Origin of the sequence: Legionella lytica (genome assembly GCF_044626755.1) — a bacterium.
In the GTDB taxonomy this organism is placed as follows: domain Bacteria; phylum Pseudomonadota; class Gammaproteobacteria; order Legionellales; family Legionellaceae; genus Legionella; species Legionella lytica_A.
The window spans coordinates 1,230,026-1,254,969 of record NZ_JBGORX010000001.1 but is presented as its reverse complement, the minus strand read 5'-3'; the positions used below and the strand labels follow the sequence as shown (position 1 = coordinate 1,254,969).

Here is a 24,944-nt window from a genome sequence, read left to right as displayed (position 1 = left end):
AATGATTTTTGATACTGGTATAAGCGGACTGAACGCGGCAGCAAGCCATCTTGATGTAATCGGTAATAACATTGCGAACTCTTCAACCGTTGGTTTTAAAGGGTCACGTGCTAATTTTGGTGATATTTATTCTTTTGGTGGCTATAACTCCGGAGGAAGTACTAGCGTTGGTGGTGGGGTGATGCTGACTCAAGTTCAGCAAATGTTTAAGAATGGAACCATTACTAATACTAACAATACCTTGGACCTTGCTATTAGCGGCAATGGTTTTTTTATTTTGGATAACCAAGGCAGTACTGCATATACACGAGCAGGCCAGTTTGGTCTTGATAATCAGAATTACATTACTAACTCAAGTGGCCAATTTCTTACTGGCTATTTGGCTGATGCTTCAGGAAATATCACTGGAACTACGGGTAAAATCCAAGTGAATCAGGCAAATCTGGCTCCACAGGCAAGTAGTACAGTAACTACAGGACTGAATTTGAACTCTGGCAGTACACCGCCTGCAGCGGATTGGGCTGGTGGGGCTGCACCGGTAAGTGATACTTACAATAATACAACCTCAATGACGATTTACGACAGCTTAGGTAATTCGCATGTATTGAGCATGTATTTTATTAAAGCGGATGGCGCAGCTGCAGCTGGAAGCCCTGATGCTGCTTCACCTCCAGGAACTGAAAACCAATGGTACGTAGCGTTTCAGATTGATAATCAGGATGTTCCGGCAATTACGACACCCGGTAATAGCGCCAATCTCTATGCGGCTAACTTTAATTCCGATGGTTCGTTTTCATTGGTGCAAGATACCACTGGAACTCCATTAGCAAGTAATTTGATTCCTTTATCAATGACACTAACTAATGGTGCTAATCCACTGAATTTAAATGTTGATTTATCAAATTGTACTCAGTTTGGCAGCCCATTTGCGGTGCAGTCAGCAAACTCGAATGGATACACCACAGGTAATTTAGCGGGATTAAATGTTTCGGCTGATGGTACGGTCTCTGGAAGTTATTCAAATGGTCAAACTTTAGCTATGGGGCAAATCCAATTAGCTAACTTCGCTGATCCTGAAGGCTTACAAAACATAGGTAATGTGTGTTGGTCTGCCACCGCCGCTTCAGGGCAGCCATTAATTGGAGTTGGAACAACCGGTAATTTTGGTAATATTCGTTCTGGTAGTTTAGAGCAGTCGAATGTTGATTTAACTGGAGAGCTGGTTAGTTTGATTGGTGCCCAACGTGATTTCCAAGCGAATGCTCAAACCATTCGTGCTGGTGATGCGATCACACAAACGATTATCAATATGCGTTAAGGGGCTAATTAATGGATCCTATTTTGTATAATGCTGCCAATGGTGGGCGTAGTAATTTCGCCCGCCAGGAAGTGATTGCAAACAATTTGGCAAATGTTGGCACTACCGGTTTTAGAGCTGATATGTACCAAGCACAAACACTCTATGTGCAAGGCGCCAAGGGCAGCAATAATTACGGTCAATCTTTTACTGTCCAAAATCCTTCTGCTGCTGATTTTACTCCAGGACCTATTGTGGTAACAGGGCGTAACCTGGATGTAGCGGTTAATGGCAAAGGTTGGTTAGCGGTGCGCGGCAGTGATGGAAAAGAAGCTTATACCAAAGCAGGAAGCCTCAATATTGATGCCAATGGTTTCTTAGTTACTGCATCGGGTAGACAAGTCATTGGGAATGGTGGGCCGATTTCAATCCCTCCTGCGACCAATATTGATATTGGCACTGATGGCACGATAACGATTGTACCCACAGGAAATGGCCCACAATCTGCGACCACTGTCGATAGAATTAAAATGGCTTCATTAGATCCTGCGAATATTGCCAAAGGTCCAGATGGTTTATTCCAATTAAAAAACGGAGGGGTTGCTCCTACGGACAATACGCTTAAGTTGACCAGTGGTGCGCTTGAAGGTTCTAACGTGCAGGCGGTAGAACAGATGGTTGCAATGATTAATGCTGGACGAGATTTTGAAACTCAAATGAATTTGTTATCAACTATGGGTGAAAATGCCCAAAAGCTAACCCAAATATTAGGCGATTAATAAGTTTTTAATTTGAGTTGTGGATTATTTTTGAATAAATGTAGGAGATTTACATGCAACCAGCATTATGGGTGAGCAAATCGGGCTTGGAAGCTCAAGAAAAAACTATCGGTACAATTGCCAATAACTTGGCTAACGTAAACACTACTGGTTTTAAACGTGACAGGCCGCAATTTGAAGATTTACTCTATCAAACTTCGAGCCAGGCCGGAGCCCAATCATCAGAAAACTCTATCGTTCCAACCGGTATTAATACTGGAACTGGAGTTCATTTGGTTTCTACCCAAAAAATGTTTCAACAAGGAAGCATTCAGAATACCAATAACGCCTATGATATTGCGATTCAGGGACAAGGTTTCTTTACTATTTTGATGCCAGACGGTACTCAGGCTTATACTCGTAATGGTGCGTTTACCATTGATAGCACAGGGCAAATTGTTGATAGTCACGGTTATTTGTTACAGCCCGCAATTACCTTACCAGCACAGACATTGGGTGTGACAATTAGTCAGGACGGAGTAGTTAGCGCTACTGTAGCTGGATCTACAACACCAACTAACCTCGGTACTATTCAGCTGACTAATTTTATGAATCCAGCAGGACTTCAGCCATTAGGTCAAAACTTATTTGTTGAAACCCCCTCAAGTGGAAACCCCATACTTGATAATCCTGGAAATAATGGTTTAGGTACTTTATTGCAGAATAATTTGGAAGCTTCAAACGTGAACGTTGTTGAAGAGCTGGTCAATATGATTCAGGCTCAACGTAGCTATGAAATTACTGCGAAAGGAATGCAAACCGTAGATAACATGTTGCAATACTTAAATCAGACTGTTTAGAAGATTAGAACGATGAAATTACTTAACTTTTTAACAGTTGGTTGTATGACACTTTTTTTAGGCGGATGTGAGGCTTTAAATCCGCCGGTTGCTGGAAAAAGCCCTGATTACGCACCTACTTATCCTGCATCGCCTGATCCCAAACAGTTGAGAAGACAAACAGGAGCTATATATGATCCTGAAACCGCCTTACCACTTTTTGAGACCAATCGGGCCCGGCATGAAGGGGACATTTTGACAGTCCTTTTAATTGAAAATACGAATGCGACTAAGAATGCGACTCTTCAGCAAATGAAAAATGACACCAATAAGGTAACTAATAAACTATTCCTGGGGCGTCCGATTTCTCTTGGCGGCGGTTACAGCATGGACTTCGATTTAAATAATCAACGCCAGTTTAATGGTTCAGCACAAGCGGTGCAAAATAATAAGTTAGCTGGTAATGTTTCAGTAACTGTAGCCAAAGTTTTAGCGAATGGTAATTTGGTGGTTCAAGGCGAAAAGTGGGTCAAAATCAACCAGGGCGAGGAGTATGTTCGCTTGTCAGGTATCGTACGACCACAAGATATTAAAGGCGATAATACGATTACTTCCGATCGGGTTGCCAATGCACGCATTGCTTATGGTGGGACAGGACAGGTTAATAATACGAATGCTCAAGGGTGGCTGGCTCGAATTATGTGGGGACCCTTATTCCCAACCTAATGGTGTTATTTTGGGTTGGGCTTTGGGGCGCAACCTGATAAAGCTTCTTTGCTTGTGTGGCATTAGAATTTGGATATTAATAATGAAAGGAACAGTAATGCGGCGAGTGCTGATGGTTACATGCCTGTTCGCGATGAACCTGTTGTTTAATCAGGTTTATGCAGAACGAATCAAAGATTTGGCAACGCTGGCTGGGGTGCGTACTAACCAATTGATCGGTTATGGTTTGGTCGTTGGTTTAAATGGTACGGGTGATAAAAATGGCACCCGTTATACCGAAGACAGCTTTGCAAACATGCTGACGCAATTGGGTGTAAATATTAGAGCAGGTACCAAACTTAATTCGAAAAACATGGCGGCGGTTATGGTAACAGCCAGTTTGTCCTCTTTTATGAAAAAAGGACAAACTCTGGATGTTAATATTTCCTCAATAGGGGATTCCAAAAGCTTGTTAGGTGGTACTTTATTGATGACTCCTTTAAAGGGGGCTGATGGTCGTATTTACGCAATTTCTCAGGGAAATGTCATCGTTTCAGGTATTAGTGCCTCAGGTAGTGATGGTTCCAGTGTCACGGTTAACGTACCAAGTGGAGGGCGTATTCCTAATGGCGCGACAATTGAAGCTGATATTCCCAACCCATTTTATTTTACTAAAAACCTTACCTATAACTTACATAGTCCGGACTTTTCTACGGCTAAAAGTATGTCGGATGCAATTAATCAGCAACTAGGCCCAGGAACAGCTAAAGCCTTAGATGCAACTTCTGTTGTCGTGACTTCACCTGTTAAAATGTCGCAGCGAGTTGATTATGTTTCCGTTATCGAAAATATCGAATTTAAGCCTGCTGAGCCAATGGCTAAAATTATTATTAATTCGCGTACCGGTACAGTGGTTATTTCATCAAATGTTATTGTTAAATCCGCGGCAGTATCTCATGGCAATCTCGTGTTAAGTGTTACGGAAACCCCAGTAATTAGTCAGCCGAATGCATTTGCTGGTGGTCGAACTGTGGTAAGACAACAATCTCAGGTAAATATTGCGCAGAAAAATAATCATGCATTTGTGTTACCCAGAGGTACAACACTTAAAGATATTGTCAGAGGCATTAATGCGGTGGGGGCGACACCGGCAGATGTTATTGCTATTCTTGAAGCCTTACAGCAGGCAGGTGCATTGAATGCAACCTTAATCGTGATATAAGATAGGGGAGCGTTTTAAATTTCACCATACCCCGAATTACCGCGGCTTGCCCGCGGTATCCATAAAGTTCGGAGTGAGGGGCGAGGTTTCCTATTAATACCGCGGCGAGCCGCAGTAAGGGCGCGCTTGGACTAAGGATAATGAGGCATATCCGTTCGCGCAGAGAGAGCACACAATCAAAAATGCACCAAAAAAAGTATTTGTTCTTTTTTTGAGCTAGAATTTAGGTTAATTGAAAAGGATAGTTGATATGTTAAATGGCATTGCAACCAGTGATTTCTCAGCCTTGGCTGATTTAAAAGCGAAAGCAGCTACTGATGCCAAAGGAGCGGCACCGGAAGTGGCCAAACAATTTGAAGGTATTTTCCTGCAATCCATGCTAAAAAGCATGCGTATGGGACAACATTTTCTTGATGACTCCAGTCCTTTTCGAGGCAAAAATCGGGAAACCTTCGAAGACATGTTGGATGCTCAATATGCTAGTAATATTGCTGGTTCAAAAGGTATTGGTGTTGCCGCGATGCTTACTCGACACTTAGAGTCGACAAACACCATACAAACACCTGCGTCCAATGTGACCCCAGCTGCTATGCCAGGAGCCACTTCTGCCATGCAGTATATAACTCCGCAACAGCCCACCAGTACTGATGCAAATAAACCAGCAACTACAGTGGATGATTTCGTACAATCCATTTGGCCTAAGGCTAAAGAAGCCGCTTCTCTTATTGGCCTGGACCCCAAGATTTTAATGGCACAGGCGGCATTAGAAACCGGATGGGGTAAATTTATTACGAAAGATGCTGAAGGTAACAGCAGCAATAACTTATTTAATATTAAATCCGGTGCTCATAGTGAGTTTGATTCGGTTAATGTTAAAACAACGGAATACATTGCCGATACTCCTATTAAGATGAATGCCTCGTTTAGGAAATATTCTTCAATAGAGCAGGGTTTTGAAGATTATATTTCCTTGATTAAACGAGATGGTCGTTATCAAGATGCTTTAGCGAGTGCAGCTAATCCTGAAAGTTATGTGCGTGAGTTACATAAAGCAGGATATGCAACGGATCCAGAGTACAGTACAAAAATTTTATCTATTTATCGTGGTGATGAATTAAATCAGGCAATCCAACGTTGCGATTTATCGGCACAGGTATAATAATAAAACTATGATAATATTAGAATTATTGTGGTAAGCTAATAAAAGACTAGGGACAGTTTGCGTTTCGCTAGCTTGAGGAAAACAGTACCAAGTTTAATGGTAACGAAATAATAGGTCAGGGAGTGAACAGTTATGTCGATTTTGAGTATCGCGTATTCGGGCTTAAATGCGTTCCAATATGCGTTGGATGTAACCGCTAATAATATAGCAAATCAGAGAACACCCGGTTATTCCAAACAAAGTATATTGTTAACGAATTCGATGTCGGAGCGTTATGGTGGTGTTTATGTAGGTACCGGGGTTTCTATTACCTCTATTTACCGTAATGCCGATCAATTTGCCAATACTCAAATGAGAGCTGCTTTAAGCACTCGTAGTCAATATGAGGCTTTTTATAATCAAGCGAGTCAGATTGATCAGTTAATCTCTCAAAATGGCAGTAGTATTTCTGCGGCAATGCAATCATTTTTCGATTCATTTAATCAGCTAAATAATGCGCCTGATAGTGCGGCTTCACGGGGTGTGGCTTTAAGTCAAAGTCAATTACTGGTACAACAATTTAATTTCTTGCAATCCAATTTGGATCAAATTCAAGAAAATACGACCGCGCAAATAACCATGATTGCCAACCGAATTAATCAGATAGGTGCTGATTTGGTTTCATTTAATGAAGAAATCATGGGAAATCCAACGTCACCTGAACTTTTAGATCAACGTGATCAATTACTTAAAGAACTGGCTGAGTTCTCTGACTTAACGGTTATTGTGCAAGATAATGGTACCGTAAACGTGGGGATTGGAAGCGGCGAAATGTTAGTTGTTGGTCCAAACCAAAGAACCTTATCCGTCCAGTTTGATCCTTTAAATACATTAGGTACTCGCGTTTTATTAGGTAGTGGAGCAGGGCAGTTAGATATTTCTGCTGAGCTAACCACTGGAACCTTAGGTGGGTTAATGAGTTATGAAAGTAATATCATTGGACAAACTAGCCAAACAGTAGGATTGATGGCGATTGGTTTGGCGCAAACCTTCAATGCTCAAAACAAATTAGGCATGGATCTCTATAACCAGGTCGGACAAAATTATTTTACGGACTATAATAGTAGTGCGGTGCAGTTAAAGCGTTCAATTTCTGCTACAGATAATGTGGGTACTGGCGTATTGTCGGTAGCAATTTCTGATCTTTCACAAATGAAATTGAGTGATTATCAGTTAGTGGTTAATGATACAGGCACCAATGAAGTACGTCTTATTCGCCAGTCTGATGGGACCAGCATGACACTCAACTGGTCAAGTAACCCACCAGCTCCTCCAGCAGGTCAAATTGAAGTTGATGGAATGACCATTACTGTGGATGACATAAGTAAATTAGTTAATAATGATTCTTATTCATTAATCCCTACACGTGGCGCGGCGCGTGATTTAGAGCTATTGGTTAGCGATCCTAATTTAATGGCTTTAGCAGCACCCGTGAGAACCTCTGCTGCTACAAGCAATACAGGGGTTGGTAAAATTGCTTTAGGTACTGTCTTTAATACCTCTGGGGTAGCGGATCAATACGCGATTAATTTTACTTCACCTACAGAGTTTAATGTGGTTGATGTAACCACAGGCACTACGGTTGCAGGTCCTTTACCCTTTACTCCTAATATGGATAATGTGGTACAAATTCCTGATGCAACAAATCCATCCTACTCAGTGGTTATATCTGGAATGCCTAATGCAGGCGATAGTTTTACCGCTGAATATAACCAAGGTGGTTTTGGTGATAACACCAATGGTTTATTACTCGCTGGTATTCAACAAGCACAGTTATTTGATGGTGGCAATGAGTCGCTTTTTGATTGTTATTCTGACTTACTTTCTAGTGTTGGAAGTCAAACTCGCCAAGCAAAAACGCGTTATGACGCTTTTGATGTGTTGTACAAGCAAGCGGTTTATTTTCAAGAAAGTAAAAGCGGGGTGAACTTAGACGAAGAAGCCGCAAATTTATTGAGGCTCGAGCAGGCTTATGCAGCTGCAGGAAAATTAGTTGAAGTTTCTAATCAAATGATGCAAGTGCTGTTTGAGATGATGAGGTGATAAATGCGTATTTCAACAAATCAGGTGTACCAGACTGGATTAAGTAGTTTATTAACTCAGCAAATGCGTGTAACAAAATTGCAAGAAATGCTGGCAACAGGTGTTAAGGTACAATACGCCTCTGATGATCCTATTTCCTATGCGCAGATTCAGTGGTTGAATCAGCGTGTGAGTACGACTGAGTTATTACAAACGAATTGCGTCAATGCTCAAAATGCATTGGGCTTAGAAGAATCCTTGTTAACGAATAGCGTGAGCAGTTTGCAACGTTTGCGTGATATCCAGGTTTTGGTAGGAAATGGCACTTTATCTGATATCCAACGTAAAGCCTATGCCGTTGAGGTTAATGACATACTGACGCAGCTGCAAGCGTTTGGAAATACCAAAGATAATAATGGTAATTACCTTTTTGCTGGTGGGCAAACCTCTACTGAGCCATTTTCTTTAAATGCGGCAGGAGAGTATGTTTATAATGGCGACAGTACTACTCGTTATCAAGTTATTTCAGGTAGCCTACAGATCGCAATTAATGATCCAGGTAATGGGATCTTCATGAATATCCCCAGCGGAAATGGTAGTTTTACGGTAAGCCAAACTGCAACACCCAATACAGGTACTGCCTCGACAAGTACAGGTTCGGTAACCAATGAATCTGCCTATATCCCTGATAATTATACGATTAATTTTGTTTCAAATTCTGCCGGCGAGTTAGTGGTCATGGTAAGTGGGGCTGCAAGTGGTAATGTGATTCCACCATCGGGTTCACCTGATGACGCACCATTATATCAAGAGGGAATGTCTGTGAGTTTCAATGGGATGACAGTAGAAGTCAATGGGGTGCCAAACCCTGGGGATGCCTTTGCTATTAATCCAGCAACAAATACGTCTATTTTCGCTACGATTCAAACCATGGTTAACAATTTAAGTTTGCCTTATTCTACAGCGACAGAAAAGGCGGCTGCCGTAACGGTGAATAACCAAATATTGTCACAAATAGATAGTGCATTGACAAATTTTACTAATATGCTTGCAAGTGTTGGTTCTCGAATGAATCAGGTTTCTAGCTCATCTGATTCGAATCAGGATTTGATCGATATGAGTAAGGAAATTTTAAAGACTTTAACGGATATTAATCCTGTCGATGTTGCAACGGAATTCAATCAAGAGCTAGTAAATCTACAAGCAGCACAGGAAAGTTTTGTGCGCCTGCAAAATTTATCGCTGTTTAATTATATTTAATTGCTTGACGGCTGTGATAGGCCGTCAGCTTTTTTCAAAAATTAAAAATGTCGAAGAAACATATATGTGAGCATCAGGCAATGCAGCCGTCATCAGAAAATATACGCTGAGAATTGACAAAAAAAACCTTTCCTGCAAGCATCATAATAATGAAAATGAATAACGACGAGATAAGTGCAAAGTGGTAATTTAATTTGATGCTGTTAACGAGGAGCATAATATTTGGAGTGTTATTGCGAACCGTGAGAAGAAGGGTTTTATACTCCGAACCTTTTGATGGTTTTTCCAACTGGAAATTCTCTTAGCCAATAGTCAGCAATATTAATACGTTGAGTTATCCAAATATCGTCATACTGCAGTAAATAATCCAAAAATTGTTTAATTGCCTGGCAGCGGGCAGGTTTGCCGCTGAGCCTAGGGTGTAATCCTACAGTCATAATCACAGGACGTTTTTCTTCATATAGATACTTAAAGCTAGCGACCAACTGCTCATAAAAGGCTTGGGGACTAACAAAACCAGAGTTAGTTGCAAATTTAAAATCATTACAATCTAGAGAATAAGGAATAATTAAATGTTGAGCTTGATAATAGGGTAATTCATCAGCGTAACTGTCTGAATCATAGGTAAATCCGCCTACTTCTAACAATAAATCTCGAGTATTCTCGCTACGTCTTCCGGTATACCAACCCTTAGGTTTTTTTCCAGTTAACTTGTTTAAGGTTTCAATACACAAAACAATATGTTCTTTTTCCACCTCTCGAGGCACGCGTGCATAATCAATCCAACGCCAGCCATGGCCTGCGATTTCATGATCATTTTGAGCCAGATATAGTGCGAATAAAGGATTCAAGAGTAGTGCTTGTCCTGTAACAAAAAAAGTAAGAGGAATTTGATATTGCTCAAAGAGCCTCAGTAATCGCCAGAGGCCCACACGACTGCCATATTCATAGAATGATTCCGCACTGAGGTTACGCATACCCTTCACTTTAGAGGCAAATGGATAGTCCATTCCTTGCGTTTCGGCAGATACATCACCATTAAAGGGGCTAAGCTCAGAGCCTTCCTCATAGTTAATGACAAAATTAATAGCTACTTTAGCATTATTTGGCCAATAGAAATTAAATCCATCAGGACCATAACCCATCAAGTCACGCATGGTGCATCCTTTGTAACCGTGTTAGTTTGATTATAGCCTTAGGTACGCATAATAGGAGGACCGTGTTTTCATAACTGATTATGAAATACTTTATACGGGCTATCTATTAAGACCATTAGCAACCCACAATTAAGCAATAAAACATATACTGTTCGTGGACTCCCGTAATGTTCGATAGTGAGCTTGCGGATATTTATGGTGTTTAAACAAGGGAGTTTAATCAGGTGGTCAAGCGTAACCTAAACCGGTTTCCAGAGGAATTGAGATTCCAGCTTACGGAAATAGAATATGCAAACTTGAGGTCACAAATTGTGACCTCAAGTTTGCATGGAGGAAGACGATACTTACATTTGTCCTACCGATCAGGGTGTTGCAACGCTTTCGGCCGGTCTTAAAAGTAAGACAGCTTTGCAATAAAGTATTCAAATAATCAATGCCTTTGTGAGAATGCGTAAGATATTACTATCCCATTATAATTTGATAATCAAACTGAATGACCTCGAAAGAAGACAAATGGATTTTGAAATTAAGACCGGAGATAAATTGAAGAAATATTTACAACCCTTGAAGCTAATCCTATAACTCCGAAAGAAATATTTAATGATGGACAAGTATTTGATGCATATCTTTTTATCTCTAAATTAATTAGGGGAGCAAAAGAATCAATAATCTTTATTGAGAATGATGAAACGGTGCTAAAATAGTTATCAAAGTCTAAAAGCATTTTAACAAAAAGCATAACGGATAATTTAAGGTTAACAGAATTACCGGTTTATCGTGATCGTATCAATTAATTTTAAGTTTTTTGAATCACCAAGGGAGTTTAGCAAAGAACACGTTAGGCCAAGACATGAACATGGGCTTGGTGTTAGGTGTTCTCAGGGCATCGAAGATGGGTTTGTAGCAGCGGAAAAAATATAGAAATTGTTGTGGAAAAGCAAACACTGTTAATTTGGCTCCGCTGCCCAAAAGCACCAATCAATTGTACTTTGTAAATTTTGAGCTAAGTGTCTGAGCTTCATCCATTGATTCTTCCAACGATCTTTTCTCTTTTACTATAGATTTAAAAAAACTAGCTCCATTCTCAGTAAATAAGGAAGAGATAGACGCAGCTTGCACGGGCTTATCTTGCTTAGTACCTATATAATTAATCACATCAGAAAGTAAATCAATGAGTTCTTTGTTGTGTTCAGAAACTAATAAATCGGGGCTTATATTGAGGAAATTTTTTAATTCATCAAGAGTTGCATTTTTATGCAAAATACAATAAAGGAGGAGGTCAATCCGAGCCACGCTGTCCTCAAAGTATTGAGGGTTAACAAGATGACTGATTAATCCTCGTTGAAAAACACGAGAAATTTGTTCAGTAGTCAAGTGTGTTCCTAGCCTTAATATTGCATAGGATGAATAATAAGTCGTGCTATTCGATGATGAATTTAGTGAATTAATGGCCACTTCTAATAATGCGTTAATATGAGCGGGCGTAAATTCTTCGAGATAAATATTATCAGTTAGAATACATAGTTCGTCATCCAGGTAAGTGCAGCAACGTTCTCCATTGAATTCGAAATTGTCGAGGTGCTCTTCTCCTTCATGTTTAAAAAGCGCTATGATTTCTTCTGGAGTAATACTTGAAATGTTACCATCCCAACCATCAATAGGTACTCCTTCTCCCAATAAGACTGCTATTTTTTTAAATTTAATATACACATTTGGATTTTCATAAAGATAGTACTCTTTAAGGTACTCTAGAAATTGGTCTATTTGTCCCTCATCAAGATAGGGCTCTAAGTTAGCAAAAACTTGATAAAAATTAGCATTAAATGGAAACGGAGAATTAAGTTTTTTCATAGGACCATTGATTAGCGAGCTAAAAATATTATCGATATCGTCATCATTTTCTAATGGAACAATGGATTTTGAAAGTATATCCACCGCAACCTTGGCATAAGCTGTGTACTCACTTTTAAGAAGCCAGTATTGAAGCAGCTCAACTGTTATCAATTGAGGGTTGAAGCGATTTGAGAAAGAGGATGCTGCAAATGCAATTAATTGCTCTGTGCTCTCATCAATATTCAGGTTCATGTCAATTATTTCTTCAATCTCATGATATTGCTCTTGAGTTAGAGAGGGAACGGCAATTAATAAAGCGGCTACCCCTAAATCTATATGACTACTATTATCGACGTGTAACAACATTTTTATTTTTTCAAAATAAAGTTTAATTAGCGTAGCAGGGAGTTGATTAAGGAAAAAAGAAAGTTGATAAAAATCATCGTTATTTGACATCATGTCTGAAAATAATAGCTCAGGAGTTTTTCCTTGTGCTAAGGCTGTTAGCCAAAACGGCACTTCTTGGCGAAGATTTTTATTCCAGGAAGGAGTGTCAGCAAAAGGCGCTATTTTTTTTGACAAGTCAATACCATTTTGTTTTGCATAAACCAATAAGGTACTTAATCTTTGGAAAAAAGAGGTATTATTACTTTGAATTTTATCCCAATTTCTTCGACGCAGCTCATTTCTTGAAACACTTACCAACGAGCTGTGTGTCTGTTGTAAAGCAATTACACTTTGTAAGCTACTGTGGTCCAATATAGATTGAACAATTTGTTTTCTGGCATCGACGGATAAATCAATTACTTTATTTAACATGGCGGGTATCTTCCTCACTTTTAATTGTACTGGGACTTTGTTTTGCGATTACAAAAGAATTACATGTTCACAACATGGTTGAGCTCATATAATACCACAATTACCTCCCCAGCGAACAATGTGCTTAGTTTTTGATCTAGTACTAAAACAGGCAGCGGCAACTTAACTATGGGTCTAGCAAAGAAAACCGAAAAGATACCGTTATCCATTAGAGTTAATCAGCATATCGGTATGGATCACCATCGGTTTAATGACAGTAATCGTGATGTCTCCGAGCGTTATTGTATCGTGGAATAGATGTCAGTTATGAAACAATACGTCAATGGTGCATTAAATTTGGTGCTCATTTTAAGAGGGTCATTAAGTAGCGATCGCCGAGAGCATCGCACAAATGGTACCTGGATGAGAGCAACTTCGCATTAGAGGCGCCACGTATTATTTATTGTGTGCCGTGGATGATGAGAGTTATGAACTGGATGTGTTTTTGCAAAAGCGACGTAATAAGAATGCGGCCATTCGCTTCCTGTCTCGTCTATTGAATGCCCATCCAAAGCCTCGGGTGATTGTAACAGATAAGCTCCGGAGCTACACAAGCCCAATTCGCCAAATGTGCAAAGGAGTCGAAAAACGCTCGCGTAAGGGACTTAATAACCGGGTAGAGAGTGCGCATCAGCCCACGCGTAGCATCTCATCGGAAAATACAATTTCATAAAGCCAACCCTAACGAGATTCTTTGCACCTAAAATTCGGCAAACCTACTTTTTTGGGGAGTCTAAGTTGAGGGTAACCCTTTTTAATATCAGCCAAAAAAATCAAGATCTTAAAATTTAAATCTTTTTTGCCATAGAGCCGGATTTTCTCTTATCCTAACGGTTTGCTTTTGTTCTCTAATTCCTCGGTATTGTCTATAGACTGTTCTTTATTGGAGAAGAAGCCCATTTTTGAAAATATTCCTGTAGTACCCAAGGTGGCTACCCCAGCTGTTGCTATGGCAGCACCAGCCACCCCAAAAGTAGTAGTACAAAGAATAGCTAACCCTATTGCTACCGAAGCAACACCTAATGCTGTTATAAAACCGGCTAGAATATGCATATCAATGTTAATAAAGGGGGATGGCTCTTCGCTGATTGATTGTATAGGTTGGTGGCGATGTGATAAGAAATCATGGATTTCAGGATCATTGATTAACCTATCATATACAAAATCATAAGCTTCTTTATATTTGTTTGCCCATTTAATTCTGAACAAATATGAATCAGTTTCGCTGTACTCGAAGACGGTGTCTTTTATTTTCCCTTGGAGTGCTAAATGTTTAATCGTAGCCAAAAATATTTCTTTTTGATCTTCATTTAAATGAATTACTACCTCAAGAAGTTGCATGGGTGTTCTCAATAAATCAGGAAGTTTTTTTTCCATTCCCACTGCAAATTCACCTCTTTTTTCTTGCGGTAAGTATGTGAGGCACCAAAAAAAATCTTCCCAATTTTGGATATGGACTTTATCTATCCAATGTTTTTTTATTAACTCGTAAATGGCTCCGACTCTTTGAGGATCCTCAGCTATGGGTATGAGCATATAATTGAGAGATTCTGTTGCAAGAATAATGCTTATCTCATCTTTTACTGAGAGAAGATAAGGGTACTCTTCAGGTTTTAGTAAAGAAAGCAGCTTACCAAGATCTTCTCCTGTTTGAACACTTTCAAAAAAATGTTCTGTGACATCTTGATCCATACCCAAATTTTCGGTGAAAGAACTAGCGAGATTTTCTATAGTGTATTTTTTTTCTATAGGCATAATTAATACTCCCTTGTAAAGAGTAAAGGCGAAAATTTAGATATTATCTGTATCATTATATGGTCATACGGATTTAATTGCAATCAAGCTGATTTGATTTTGCATTCCCCCGCCAAAACTAGCACTGTTCGCATATTAGTAAAAAATCTGACTCCCTGGAAAAATGATTTAAATTATAAGGTCTTGATTTTTCCCTTAGATATATTGAGCCCAAATATTCTGTCTGAGTAAAGTATATTCAAAATATACAAATATATTTTGAAACAAAATTAGTACCCTTAATGAACGATATAAATCTGACAATCAATATCTTTGGATCAAGAGGTCCAAAGATGATAGTAGTCTCTGTGTCTAAATTAATATAGGAGGCTTTCACACTCTAGTGGATGGTACTTGTATGTTAAGCGCCGCTGGAAATCAGCAAGCCTCAGCCCCAACCTTCAGTTAGTGAAGACGGAGCTAAATATATTAATTGTATGCAGTTAAGATCATACAGTGAACTCTACGAAATGTGCGACCTCTATTATCGATTGCATTGGTGGGTTCATCATCACCAAAATGATATTCCAAATGATTTTTTTGTTAGAATTCTTCTCAGAAGAAAAGCGTTAGAATGGGTATTGGACTGCGAAACAGAGTGGGATGAAGTTGATTTATCCTGTTGAGTTGAAACAAATTGAGAATCGTAAGTGCTCGCAAAATAATCTGAGCAAACCTGAGGTTTTTGCAGCACTCACATCAACCTTATTTTACTCAAATGGAAACGTTTGAAATTACAGCTCTTCTTTGCTCAAGAAACGAAATAAAATATTCGTTGGTCGCCCAACAAAAGAAGGGCGGGCTAGTTGGTGTAATGTGCCAACTACTGGGTATTACACGGCAGGGATATTACAGTTATTCTTGTTCAAACGATGAAATGGCAATCTGTGATTGGCATAAGGATACCCCCCTAGCCAATGACATGACTGCATAAGGATTAGGGGTTAATTTTATATTGGTAACAGCGACGATTATCATCGGTGCTCACTTCAGTGACGACCGCACCTACTGCAGTTAAATCTTTACTGTATTCCTCTAAGGATTGCGCCACTTTTCCCATTGGCTCTAAATCACCATTTGCCTGTAATTTAAATTTATGGAGAAACCCTTGGCCTTTATTATTTTCACTGCCAATAAAAATTTCTGTAGTATCAGAAGGCTTTGCTTGTTTACTAATTTCCAGTTCCCGCTTGGTTGCGACCCCATCTTCTGCGAAGAACGTATGACGTGCTGCTTTATAGCCTACATTGGGAGGAAGATCCGCTGGCTGGACGAGTAAAGGACCTTTCTCAAAGGCAGTTGCGGTTACCGAACTTGCTAGTTCAGTACATCTGCTGGTTAATGAATCTATGTATTGTTTTTTCTCACTAAAAGAACCTTCACTAGGAAATTTGTCTCTAGCAGCGGCTGCTGGAGTAACAAGGACTAATAAAAGCAGCGCGGCCATCCAAGGATTTAGGGTCAAAGAAGATGATGGAGTAAATTCTAGCTTGTGTATTATCGCCAATCCATCATGTAGTTTTGCCGCAGCTAGGTGCTGGCGAGTAGTGTATTTCGTGGGGCAATTTGCTTGATTTTGCTGTGGATTATATTTGTTCTTAGGCATAGCTCGAACCTCATAATTAATTACATGGAAAGCAAAATTTCCCCATGGGGCGCCAATGTTAAGATAAAGGCTTTAAAACTACAACATAATAATTGCGCACAAAAATAACAGATTGATAAATAATGAAATTTTAGCTCTGATAAATTGATACACTCTTTACTGATGGTTTTAATTTAATTGCTTAAAGTGAATGATATACTCAGGCTTCCAGAGCCAACTGTGTTCCTTGGGAGTAGAAATAGCTACAGATACGACATTTTTATCATTTAAGTAGCTGTTTTTTACATACAATAAAGTGAATTCCGTTGTATTTTCAATCAGTGGTGATAGCAAAAAGCCTGATTTTGCCATATTCGCCACGAGACGATATTGCCTTGTTATGCCATTTTCTAATCTAAACGTCATATATAACTGACTGGGTTTAAAGAACAGTGTTGCAATACGGCCCAACAAAGTGGGGGTAATTTCAATTTCCACATAAACGGGAGCCTGGGCGTGTGGAACTTTTACTGACTCGCCCAGCAGATGCTGTTCTCTAGCTAATAAAATGGGCGCATTTTTTTCTGGGCTCCTTTCCTTCTTTTTACGCAGATATAAAAAATCATTTTTTAAATCAATGGGTTGATAGTTCGCTAAAAGTGAGGGCCAGCTCTTACCATCTTCCAGAGCGGGAATACGCTCATCGATTGGTTCGATTTTAAAAATAATAGTGTCGGGAGAGGCTTTCCCCTGCAGATGTTGATTATTCTTTTCTGCGAGGCTGGAATTAAACACGGAATAACTTTGGAATATCGGCCGAGGCGACCATTGGTTGTTTGAGGCAATTAAATACGATTGGTTGTACGAATAGATATCCGTAGTGCCTTGAAAAATGGGAAATTCAGCTTGCTGACCTAGAAAACTCATGGATAGGGCAAAGTCTTGCTTTAATGAATTGGGATTGCTGATGCGGCTTTTAAGCCCATGCCAAGCAGAGGAATAATTTGATTTAAAGTTATCCTTAATCGATAAATGGGTGTAGTGGTTATTAATCACATACCAGGTATTCAGCGAAACACAGAACAGAGTAATCAACAGCTTTGTATTATTTATCAATAAAGGCAAAAACAAAGTTGCCATCATAATGGAAGTACCTGGAATTAATGCATGGCCATAATGTCGAGCAAAACCAGCTTTAAACGACATAAATAAAAAGACAAAGAATATGCAAAGTAAAAATAATTTTCTGCTGCCCCGAATGTTCTTTTGCCAAAGGATGCTTCCTAAAAGAGCGAGTGTATTAAGGCTATATAAAATAATTTCATCTTGATTGCCATCTACAGACATTGCCTCAGTAAAATCGGAGGCAAGAGAGATACTGCTACTCAAAAACAAGGGGAGATTCATTAGGGATTGCCCAATAGCAAACCAAAATACAAGCATGGAAAGAATCGGTACAAGTATCGTAATTAAAGCTTGTGGAACTCTCTTGTTGCTCAGAAAAAATAGGCAACACAAACTACTCATGCAGCTACATAACAGCAATAAAGAACCTTTGACTAAAATCATTAATCCAAATGGAGTAACGAATAAGGTGAGCCAGTAAGAGGATGGTTTTGCAGAGGGCAGGTTTTTATAACAAAAAAGTCCGACCAGTAAGGGATAGGAAAAGAGCAGTGAATCGCGGGCATAGACCATAACAAACAGAAAAAAGCAAAAGGCTAAAGCCCAGGACCAACGAAATTCTTTTATTAAAATAAGTAAACACAGCCAATAGCTAATCGCCAAATACAGGCCGCCACCAATCATTAGAGTGTCTAATGCAGGATGATAGGTTTTAGTATAAAGAAATGAATAGGGGCCTAAGGTAAAGATAATGTCTTTACCAAAAGCAAGTCCTTGGACTACCGCTTGGTTTAAGCCCACAGCCCACGAGGAGTCAAGCGTTGAGGCTGGCATTTTGGGGGCAAAAGGGACAAAGACACAGATGAGTATGAGGAGTAAAATTAAGTTTATTAACAAGCCAACCGAGTAATTTATATTTCTAGCGAAAGGGTTCATCTGCTCCATTGCTCCCATGACCGATATTAGCTTAGATTGGATGGCGAATCTTGACTTTAAATAAAGGGGAAGTCAATGCGTTTTAATCGAATTGTAGCCGTATTGCGCAGCGTATTATGGGGTCAGTACACGAATTTAACCCAACTCAAAAGAAGTAATTCCATAAATACCTTCAATCGACAAATCCGGGACTCCTTTTAAATACATTCGTGCCGTAGCAAATACCTGAGGCATACCATAATGTTTCACTAAATCAACCGCAAAGGGGTTATTTTCGGGAATATCAAGAAAGACCAGTTCGCCATGAGCGTGGGCTACCAGTTGCTCAAATAAATGATTTGCAATTGCCGGTGCATCTGCAAATAAAGGGCCTATTTTATATCCTTCAAAACATTTTCTTATGACCCCATAACCTTGTAGTTGGTCTTCTTCGATATAAGCCAAGGCTAAAGCCTGGCTTTGCTTAATCCAATTTACGAGAAATTTAGCTCTAGGAGCGGGGAAGTGTCGTCGGTCGTAATCAGCTAATTGCTCAAAAGGAATAGTTTTTAAATTAACAAGTTGTATCAGAGATTTGGGTGAAATTCGTGTATTTTCTAAGGCGTAGCGGGCATTATGATGCGCAAAATGATAACCGATACGTGCGTAATTATCGGTCATCTCCAAAATACCATCAATACCGGCATTGCGGTTGCCAATATAGGCTAGTCTGGCCTGGGTTAGCTCCATGCCATAACCTTGGGCGCGATATTTTTCATCAACAATATAAAAACCACAAAAGGCAAAATGCTCATCGTAGATGACGGCTGAGCCTACAGCAATTATTTGATTATTAAGCTTACCTGCAAAAAAGCCATGAGGGTCGGTTTGATAAAAACATTCTGCATCATGAAGACCAGGATTCCATCCTTCCCGTTTTGCCCAATCAACAGCCAGTGTGACTTCATCAAGACTCATCCGTTCAACATGATAATTAGACATGATAGCGTTCAACAATCGAGATAGTATATAAATTAAAGGATAGTATCAGAGCTAAAGCAAATAAGGCCTATTTACATTGCGGATAGTTCACTCATAATGGAGACCTTCAAAAAAGGGCGGAACTGGAATGCCACTAGCAGTTATTATTCTTTTTATTACTCTCGTTGCTATTGCATTACGTCGGGTTGCCAGAGCAATTATTCCTATTTGGGCTATTATGGCTTTTGGCGCTATTGCTGCTTTATTATGCCAACAAATAACACCAGGACATGCAATTGCCGCGATTGATCCCGAGGTTATGGCTTATTTATTTGGGATCTTTTTTATCGCACAAGCCGCGGAGGAAAGTGGGTATTTAGAACAAGTCACGAATGATATTTTTTATCATGCACACACCGGAAAACAAGCCTTAATCATTATTGTTTTCTTACTTGGAACCAGTGCTGCATTATTGATGAATGATACGATTGCGATTGTGGGTACGCCCATTATTCTGCAATTATGTAAATCACATAAGAGCTTAATAAAACCTTTACTCTTTGCTTTAGCCTTTTCCGTGACCATTGGCAGCGCCCTAAGCCCAGTGGGTAATCCACAAAACTTGCTTATCGCTATTAAAGGAGAGATGCCTTCTCCTTTCCTCGATTTTATTAAACCGTTAGCCATTCCAACCCTTTTAAATCTTATTATTTGCTATGGGCTTATTTATATTATGTATAAAAAGCAGCTTGATCAGCCCATTGAAAAAGTAGCTCCTACTCCGATTCGCGCTCCTCAAACCGTTGTTTTAGTACAGTTAAGTTTGATTATTATGCTTTGCCTGGTTCTTACTAAAGTCATTATGGATTTTTCTCATTCATCATTTAGGATTAACTTTAGTTATATCGCCCTTATTTCCGCGCTACCTTTATTGTTTAGTAAACAGAAATGGCTTTTTTTAAGGAAGCTTGATTGGGGAACTTTAATTTTCTTCGCCAGTACCTTTGTACTGATGCAAAGCGTTTGGGACAGTGGTTTTTTCCAAGCGAATATTCATCGTTATCACATTTCATTAACCAGCCCAATTGCTATTTTACTGATTAGTATTCTGTTAAGCCAATTCATTTCGAATGTTCCGTTGGTTGCACTGTACTTACCGTTGCTGCTGCACTCAGCGCATTCCAATTCTCAATTATTAACCTTAGCCGTAGGAAGTACGATTGCGGGTAATTTATCTATTTTAGGTGCGGCAAGTAATATTATTATCATTCACAATAGTGAAAAAAGAGGTATTAAGGGATTTGGATTTTGGGAGTTCATTAAACTAGGTTTGCCATTAACAGCACTTAATGTTTTGGTGTATGTATGTTTTTTTTAAGATAATGAACTCTTATAACTTAAAGCCCTTACTTGACTAATGAAGAATGACGACTTGCAGCTGTTTATAAATAGCAGAGGTTAGGCCTTCCTGCGAAAGCAGCGTTTGATAAAATTACCTGACGTGTGAGAAAAATTTTTAACATCCACTGGCTGTAATTGACATTTTGGGTGAGCACTATCATGGAGCAAAAGCTCTCAGGGTTTATAGTAAATTACAAGGAAGAGACATTCTTTTTTAAAAGGGGTATGTTATAGTAGATTCATTATTAATATATATGGATATAAATTATTGATATGGAATCACTTTTAAACTCTCCTTTTGGCAAATTAAGTGTTGTTGCTGCCCTGGCGTATGGGATTATAGCTGAAGTTAATGCGGCAGTATGTCCGCCATTAGTTGCAAATGGTGTTGTTGCAACAATCAATGGCTGTGAGATTACTACAACCGCAGGCTTAGGCTATGGTGTTTATGCCCGTAATGGTGGAACCGCGAACGTTAATAACAGTACCATTACCACCTCAGGAACCAATGCTTACGGTGCTTATGCGTTAAACGCTGGCTCAAAATTAGTGCTTTCGAACACGATAATCAATACAACAAACAGTGCTGCTTATGGTGCCTATGCTCAAGGCGTAGGTGCTTTTGCTTCGCTTGATGGGGTGATTATTACCACCGCTGCCATTAATGCTGTAGGTGTCAATATTACTGGCGGGGCAAGTGGCGAAATTTACAACTCGATGATTGAAACTCGTGGCAATAACGGTCATGGGATCTCTACGTCGGTATTAGGTACTGGCTCTGTTGCGAGTAATGTCGTTGTTGGAGGCACTAAAGTAGTTGTTTATGGTATTAACTCGTACGGAATAAGTGCTTCAGACGGGAATACTATGAGTTTTTCCAATAGAGGCTCAGTAGAAACCAAACAAAATTATGAACATGCGGCTTATTCGGCAAGAAACTCCGCATTGACTATTGATGACAGCACTCTGTTAACTACCGCATTAGGTGCGTATGGGGCTTATGCACGTACTGGAGCGATTATTAATTTACAAAATAACAGTACCGTTTCTACATTAGGTAATACCGCCTATGGTCTTATTTCTCAAGCAGCGTCAACAATTAATGCAACCAATACCACTGTTGAAACATTTGGTAGCCAATCTATAGGGGCCTATACCTTTGGTGGCTCTCGTATTGATTTAATCAATAGCGAAATTACTACTCATGGCACCGGTGCTTACGCCCTGTATGCGAATGCAGGGGCTGGAGTAATCAATACGCTGAATGCGACCAATACACAGCTTGTTTCTGATAATGCAGCATCAATTGTAGCGAACGGCGGGATAACCAACATCTTTTTGTCTCATGTTACAAATACGAGTGGTACCAATGAGTTTTTGCTGGTCAATACAGCGGCAACTGTGGAGGGACCCTTTGAGTTGAATGGCCTATCACTGCCTGATGGTATAGGACCTAATGGAGTAAGTGAAAGTAATGCACTCCCCACCGCTAATCCGTCGCAGTTGTTATTGATTGCTGATAACTCCACACTCACCGGCGATGTCCGAGTTGCGGCGGAGAGTAGTGCTGATCTCTTTTTACAAAATAATACAATACTTAGTGGAGCCATTGACCCTGCGAATTTAACGATTGATGCCACAAGTTTATGGAATTTAACAGGGGATTCGGTGCTAAATAATTTGATTTTATCTGGAGTTGTGAGTTTTCAAGCAAATGGTAATAATTTTAAAACGCTCACCGTAGAGAATGATTTAATTGGTAATAATGGCTTTATTAGTCTTAATACTTTCTTAGGAAGCGATGGTTCACCCTCTGATTTAGTAATTATTAATGGAGGCACTGCTTCAGGAATTACAGGATTAATCATTAATAATACTACAGGGCTAGGAGCTTTAACGACAGGTAATGGTATTCAGGTTATTGATGCAATTAATGAGGGTACAACGACCGGCACTGCCTTTCAGTTAGTATCACCCGCCATTGCTGGTCCTTTTGAATATCGTTTGTATCGTTCAGGCCTTGATGGGACTAATGAAAATAGTTGGTATTTGCGTAGTCTCTGTCCCCCCGAAAACCCTCATTGCTCAGTAGAGCCAGATCCTCCAGTTCCACCAGGTCCCGGCCCCAGACCTGAATATCGTCAGGAAATTGGCCTTTACCCCGTATTACCGGCAATGACTTTATTATATGGCCAGGCCTTGATCGATACGTTGCATCAGCGTGTAGGGCAGCGTAAATGGGTTACCGATCCCATCACTGTTGATAACTCATCTAAACGTATCTGGGGACGCGTGATTGGTATGCGTGGTGATCGTGATCGAATTACGAGTCGCAAATACTTCAGAAGCTCAAGTTATGACTACAATTTTGCCGCGATGCAAATTGGCGGGGATTTATATGAGCATACTACAGCCCAAGGCACTCGCAATCATGTCGGTGTTTATGGGGCTTTTGGTCGAGTTCAAGGTGATGTAAAACGTCCGCATCGTTATTTAGGATCTAATGAATTTGTAGCGTACACCATTGGTGGATATTGGACTCTTTATTCGCCTACGGAAGCGTATATTGATACCGTGCTGCAAGGAACTTCGTACACTAATGCGCGTTCTAACTCCTCTCGTATTCCTGCGTTAGAAACCGGGGGATGGGGATTTGCTGCTTCAGTGGAAGGGGGATATCCCTTTGCTTTTCAACAACAATGGCTTGTTGAGCCACAGGGCCAATTAGTTTACCAGTCTATTGATTTAGATAATACCAGGGACATCGCTGCTCTGATTCGCTTCCGCAATAATGAGTCCTTGGCTGGACGTTTAGGAATACGTTTGGCAAATAAACACGAGTTTGGTCATACTGAAGGCCTGAAAAAATTAACTACTTGGTTCCGCCCCAATTATTGGTATCAATTTAAAGGGAATCCGCAGGCACAATTTTCATCGGCAGCTGGTTATCTTCCATTCCAATCTCAACTTGAAGGTTCTACTTTAGAATTGAATTTGGGAACAACCTTAGACTTACCTAATCATTTGGCTCTTTATGCAAATGGTAGCTATGGCGTCGGCTTGAATTTACATGCTAATACCTACAATGGGCAAATCGGCTTTAAAGTCGCCTTAGCCTAAAATCGGTGACCCTCTAACATTGAGATGTTAGAGGGAATCTAAGCAAATTAATCCTAACAGCCGTACCGGTACTTCGGTGCCATCAAGCACTTTCAGGGGGCAAATCATCACCAAAGCCCCTGTTACTGGCATGCTCTCTAAATTAGCCACATTTTCTAGCAAGATTTTGCCAGCACCTAAAAAGGCTTGGTGGACTTTAAAACCATATTCAGGACAATCTGGCGATAGGGTATCAATACCCAGGGCGGTTACACCACGCTTGAGTAATAAATTAGCCGCTTCAATGGAGACAGAAGGAAACACATGCTGATTATGGTATTTGAGCGGTTCACGCCAGAATCGCTCCCAACCTGTTTTAATCAGTACGCATGTATGCTGACGGATTAGCCCATACCGACGTTCAAAATCATTAATATCCTCTGCTGATACACGATAATGCTCATGTGCCTTACTTGAAACATCAATAACAACACAGGACATACATAAGTCATTCACATCAAACTCATGAATGCCTTTCGCTCCAGGCACACAGTGACTTGGGGCATCCATATGAGTGCCAATCCCGGCATCCATACTTAGCTTCATCACCCGAAATTTATCCTCACCTTGGCAATCAGGATAATCCAATTGCAGCTCATGATTAAAGCCACAACTATTATCCCAATTAGGTATGGAGTTCTCTAATGTGTGAGTTAAGTCGATAAGTTGGTAAGGGAATTTCATGTGAGATCTTACATTAGAATTTGAATAGTGCATTTTACAATATAAAGAGAAGGGCGCGTAGTTGGTATTCGCTTATTGATAAATATGTCAAAAGAATTTTTTGGTATTTTAAATTATTTTCTTTTAAGCATTAATTAAAAAGTAATAA

At 39.8% G+C, this 24,944-nt stretch carries 19 protein-coding genes and 2 pseudogenes; 14 read left to right on the top strand and 7 right to left on the bottom strand.

What is annotated here, in order from left to right; translation table 11 throughout:
* Position 1 precedes the first annotated feature (1 nt).
* The 8 genes from flgE (at position 2) to flgL (ending at position 9,304) form a co-directional block, all read left to right on the top strand.
* Positions 2-1,318: a flagellar hook protein FlgE gene (gene flgE, locus ACD661_RS05180; protein ID WP_400186780.1), complete on the top strand. Its 1,317-nt coding sequence runs from the start codon at positions 2-4 to the stop codon at positions 1,316-1,318.
* A gap of 11 nt (positions 1,319-1,329) precedes the next feature.
* Positions 1,330-2,076 (top strand): flagellar basal-body rod protein FlgF, encoded by a 747-nt coding sequence (flgF, locus tag ACD661_RS05175; RefSeq protein WP_400186779.1) that lies wholly within the window; start codon positions 1,330-1,332, stop codon positions 2,074-2,076.
* 53 nt (positions 2,077-2,129) lie between these two features.
* Positions 2,130-2,915 (top strand): flagellar basal-body rod protein FlgG, encoded by a 786-nt coding sequence (gene flgG / locus ACD661_RS05170; RefSeq protein WP_133135527.1) that lies wholly within the window; start codon positions 2,130-2,132, stop codon positions 2,913-2,915.
* 12 nt (positions 2,916-2,927) lie between these two features.
* Complete coding sequence (locus ACD661_RS05165; RefSeq protein ID WP_400186778.1) at positions 2,928-3,620, top strand: flagellar basal body L-ring protein FlgH; 693 nt, start codon at positions 2,928-2,930, stop codon at positions 3,618-3,620.
* 97 nt (positions 3,621-3,717) lie between these two features.
* Entirely contained in the window at positions 3,718-4,821 is a 1,104-nt protein-coding gene (locus ACD661_RS05160; protein ID WP_400187230.1) for a flagellar basal body P-ring protein FlgI, read from the top strand.
* Between the two features lie 250 nt (positions 4,822-5,071).
* Complete coding sequence (flgJ, locus tag ACD661_RS05155) at positions 5,072-5,980, top strand: flagellar assembly peptidoglycan hydrolase FlgJ (RefSeq protein WP_400186777.1); 909 nt, start codon at positions 5,072-5,074, stop codon at positions 5,978-5,980.
* 135 nt (positions 5,981-6,115) lie between these two features.
* A complete protein-coding gene (gene flgK, locus ACD661_RS05150) occupies positions 6,116-8,065 on the top strand; it encodes a flagellar hook-associated protein FlgK (RefSeq protein WP_400186776.1) in 1,950 nt (649 codons plus the stop codon).
* A gap of 3 nt (positions 8,066-8,068) precedes the next feature.
* Positions 8,069-9,304, top strand: coding sequence for a flagellar hook-associated protein FlgL (flgL, locus tag ACD661_RS05145; protein ID WP_400186775.1), 1,236 nt, complete (start codon positions 8,069-8,071; stop codon positions 9,302-9,304).
* Positions 9,305-9,561: 257 nt separating this feature from the next.
* Here flgL and ACD661_RS05140 read toward each other — a convergent pair whose 3' ends face one another.
* Positions 9,562-10,461 (bottom strand): polysaccharide deacetylase family protein, encoded by a 900-nt coding sequence (locus ACD661_RS05140; protein ID WP_400186774.1) that lies wholly within the window; start codon positions 10,459-10,461, stop codon positions 9,562-9,564.
* 218 nt (positions 10,462-10,679) lie between these two features.
* On the opposite strand from ACD661_RS05140, the pseudogene ACD661_RS05135 reads away from it, so the two are divergent.
* Positions 10,680-10,856 (top strand): annotated as a pseudogene (locus tag ACD661_RS05135) (ORF6N domain-containing protein); the annotation flags it as partial.
* Between the two features lie 583 nt (positions 10,857-11,439).
* Here the strand turns inward: ACD661_RS05135 and ACD661_RS05130 are convergent.
* Positions 11,440-12,876 carry a hypothetical protein gene (locus tag ACD661_RS05130; protein WP_400186773.1) on the bottom strand — a complete coding sequence of 479 codons (1,437 nt, stop codon included), beginning with the start codon at positions 12,874-12,876 and terminating at the stop codon, positions 11,440-11,442.
* Positions 12,877-13,531: 655 nt separating this feature from the next.
* Between ACD661_RS05130 and ACD661_RS05125 the strand changes: the two genes are divergently transcribed.
* Positions 13,532-13,825, top strand: a complete 294-nt coding sequence (locus ACD661_RS05125) for a DDE-type integrase/transposase/recombinase (RefSeq protein WP_400187229.1) — start codon at positions 13,532-13,534, stop codon at positions 13,823-13,825.
* Between the two features lie 149 nt (positions 13,826-13,974).
* On the opposite strand, the gene ACD661_RS05120 is transcribed toward ACD661_RS05125, so the two are convergent.
* A complete protein-coding gene (locus ACD661_RS05120; RefSeq protein WP_400186772.1) occupies positions 13,975-14,907 on the bottom strand; it encodes a hypothetical protein in 933 nt (310 codons plus the stop codon).
* A 410-nt stretch (positions 14,908-15,317) separates the two neighbouring features.
* Here ACD661_RS05120 and ACD661_RS05115 point away from each other — a divergent pair, with 410 nt between their 5' ends.
* Both ACD661_RS05115 and ACD661_RS05110 read left to right on the top strand, forming a co-directional pair.
* Complete coding sequence (locus ACD661_RS05115; RefSeq protein ID WP_400187228.1) at positions 15,318-15,572, top strand: DUF4272 domain-containing protein; 255 nt, start codon at positions 15,318-15,320, stop codon at positions 15,570-15,572.
* Between the two features lie 116 nt (positions 15,573-15,688).
* Positions 15,689-15,805: pseudogene (locus ACD661_RS05110) on the top strand (IS3 family transposase); the annotation flags it as partial.
* Positions 15,806-15,883: 78 nt separating this feature from the next.
* On the opposite strand, the gene ACD661_RS05105 reads toward ACD661_RS05110, so the two are convergent.
* The 3 genes from ACD661_RS05105 to ACD661_RS05095 all read right to left on the bottom strand — a co-directional run bounded on the left by ACD661_RS05105 (position 15,884) and on the right by ACD661_RS05095 (position 19,576).
* On the bottom strand, positions 15,884-16,552 hold the full coding sequence (locus tag ACD661_RS05105; RefSeq protein ID WP_400186771.1) for a hypothetical protein: 669 nt from the start codon (positions 16,550-16,552) through the stop codon (positions 15,884-15,886).
* 168 nt (positions 16,553-16,720) lie between these two features.
* On the bottom strand, positions 16,721-18,592 hold the full coding sequence (locus ACD661_RS05100) for a hypothetical protein (protein ID WP_400186770.1): 1,872 nt from the start codon (positions 18,590-18,592) through the stop codon (positions 16,721-16,723).
* A 135-nt stretch (positions 18,593-18,727) separates the two neighbouring features.
* Positions 18,728-19,576, bottom strand: a complete 849-nt coding sequence (locus ACD661_RS05095; protein WP_400187227.1) for a GNAT family N-acetyltransferase — start codon at positions 19,574-19,576, stop codon at positions 18,728-18,730.
* Positions 19,577-19,700: 124 nt separating this feature from the next.
* Between ACD661_RS05095 and ACD661_RS05090 the strand changes: the two genes are divergently transcribed.
* Together ACD661_RS05090 and ACD661_RS05085 are read left to right on the top strand one after the other, a co-directional pair.
* The gene (locus tag ACD661_RS05090; RefSeq protein WP_400186769.1) at positions 19,701-20,930 is read left to right on the top strand and encodes an SLC13 family permease; all 1,230 of its coding nucleotides are present in this window, start codon (positions 19,701-19,703) and stop codon (positions 20,928-20,930) included.
* Positions 20,931-21,226: 296 nt separating this feature from the next.
* Positions 21,227-24,073, top strand: a complete 2,847-nt coding sequence (locus ACD661_RS05085) for an autotransporter family protein (protein WP_400186768.1) — start codon at positions 21,227-21,229, stop codon at positions 24,071-24,073.
* Positions 24,074-24,100: 27 nt separating this feature from the next.
* On the opposite strand, the gene ACD661_RS05080 is transcribed toward ACD661_RS05085, so the two are convergent.
* On the bottom strand, positions 24,101-24,796 hold the full coding sequence (locus tag ACD661_RS05080) for a cyclase family protein (protein WP_400186767.1): 696 nt from the start codon (positions 24,794-24,796) through the stop codon (positions 24,101-24,103).
* Positions 24,797-24,944 lie beyond the last annotated feature (148 nt).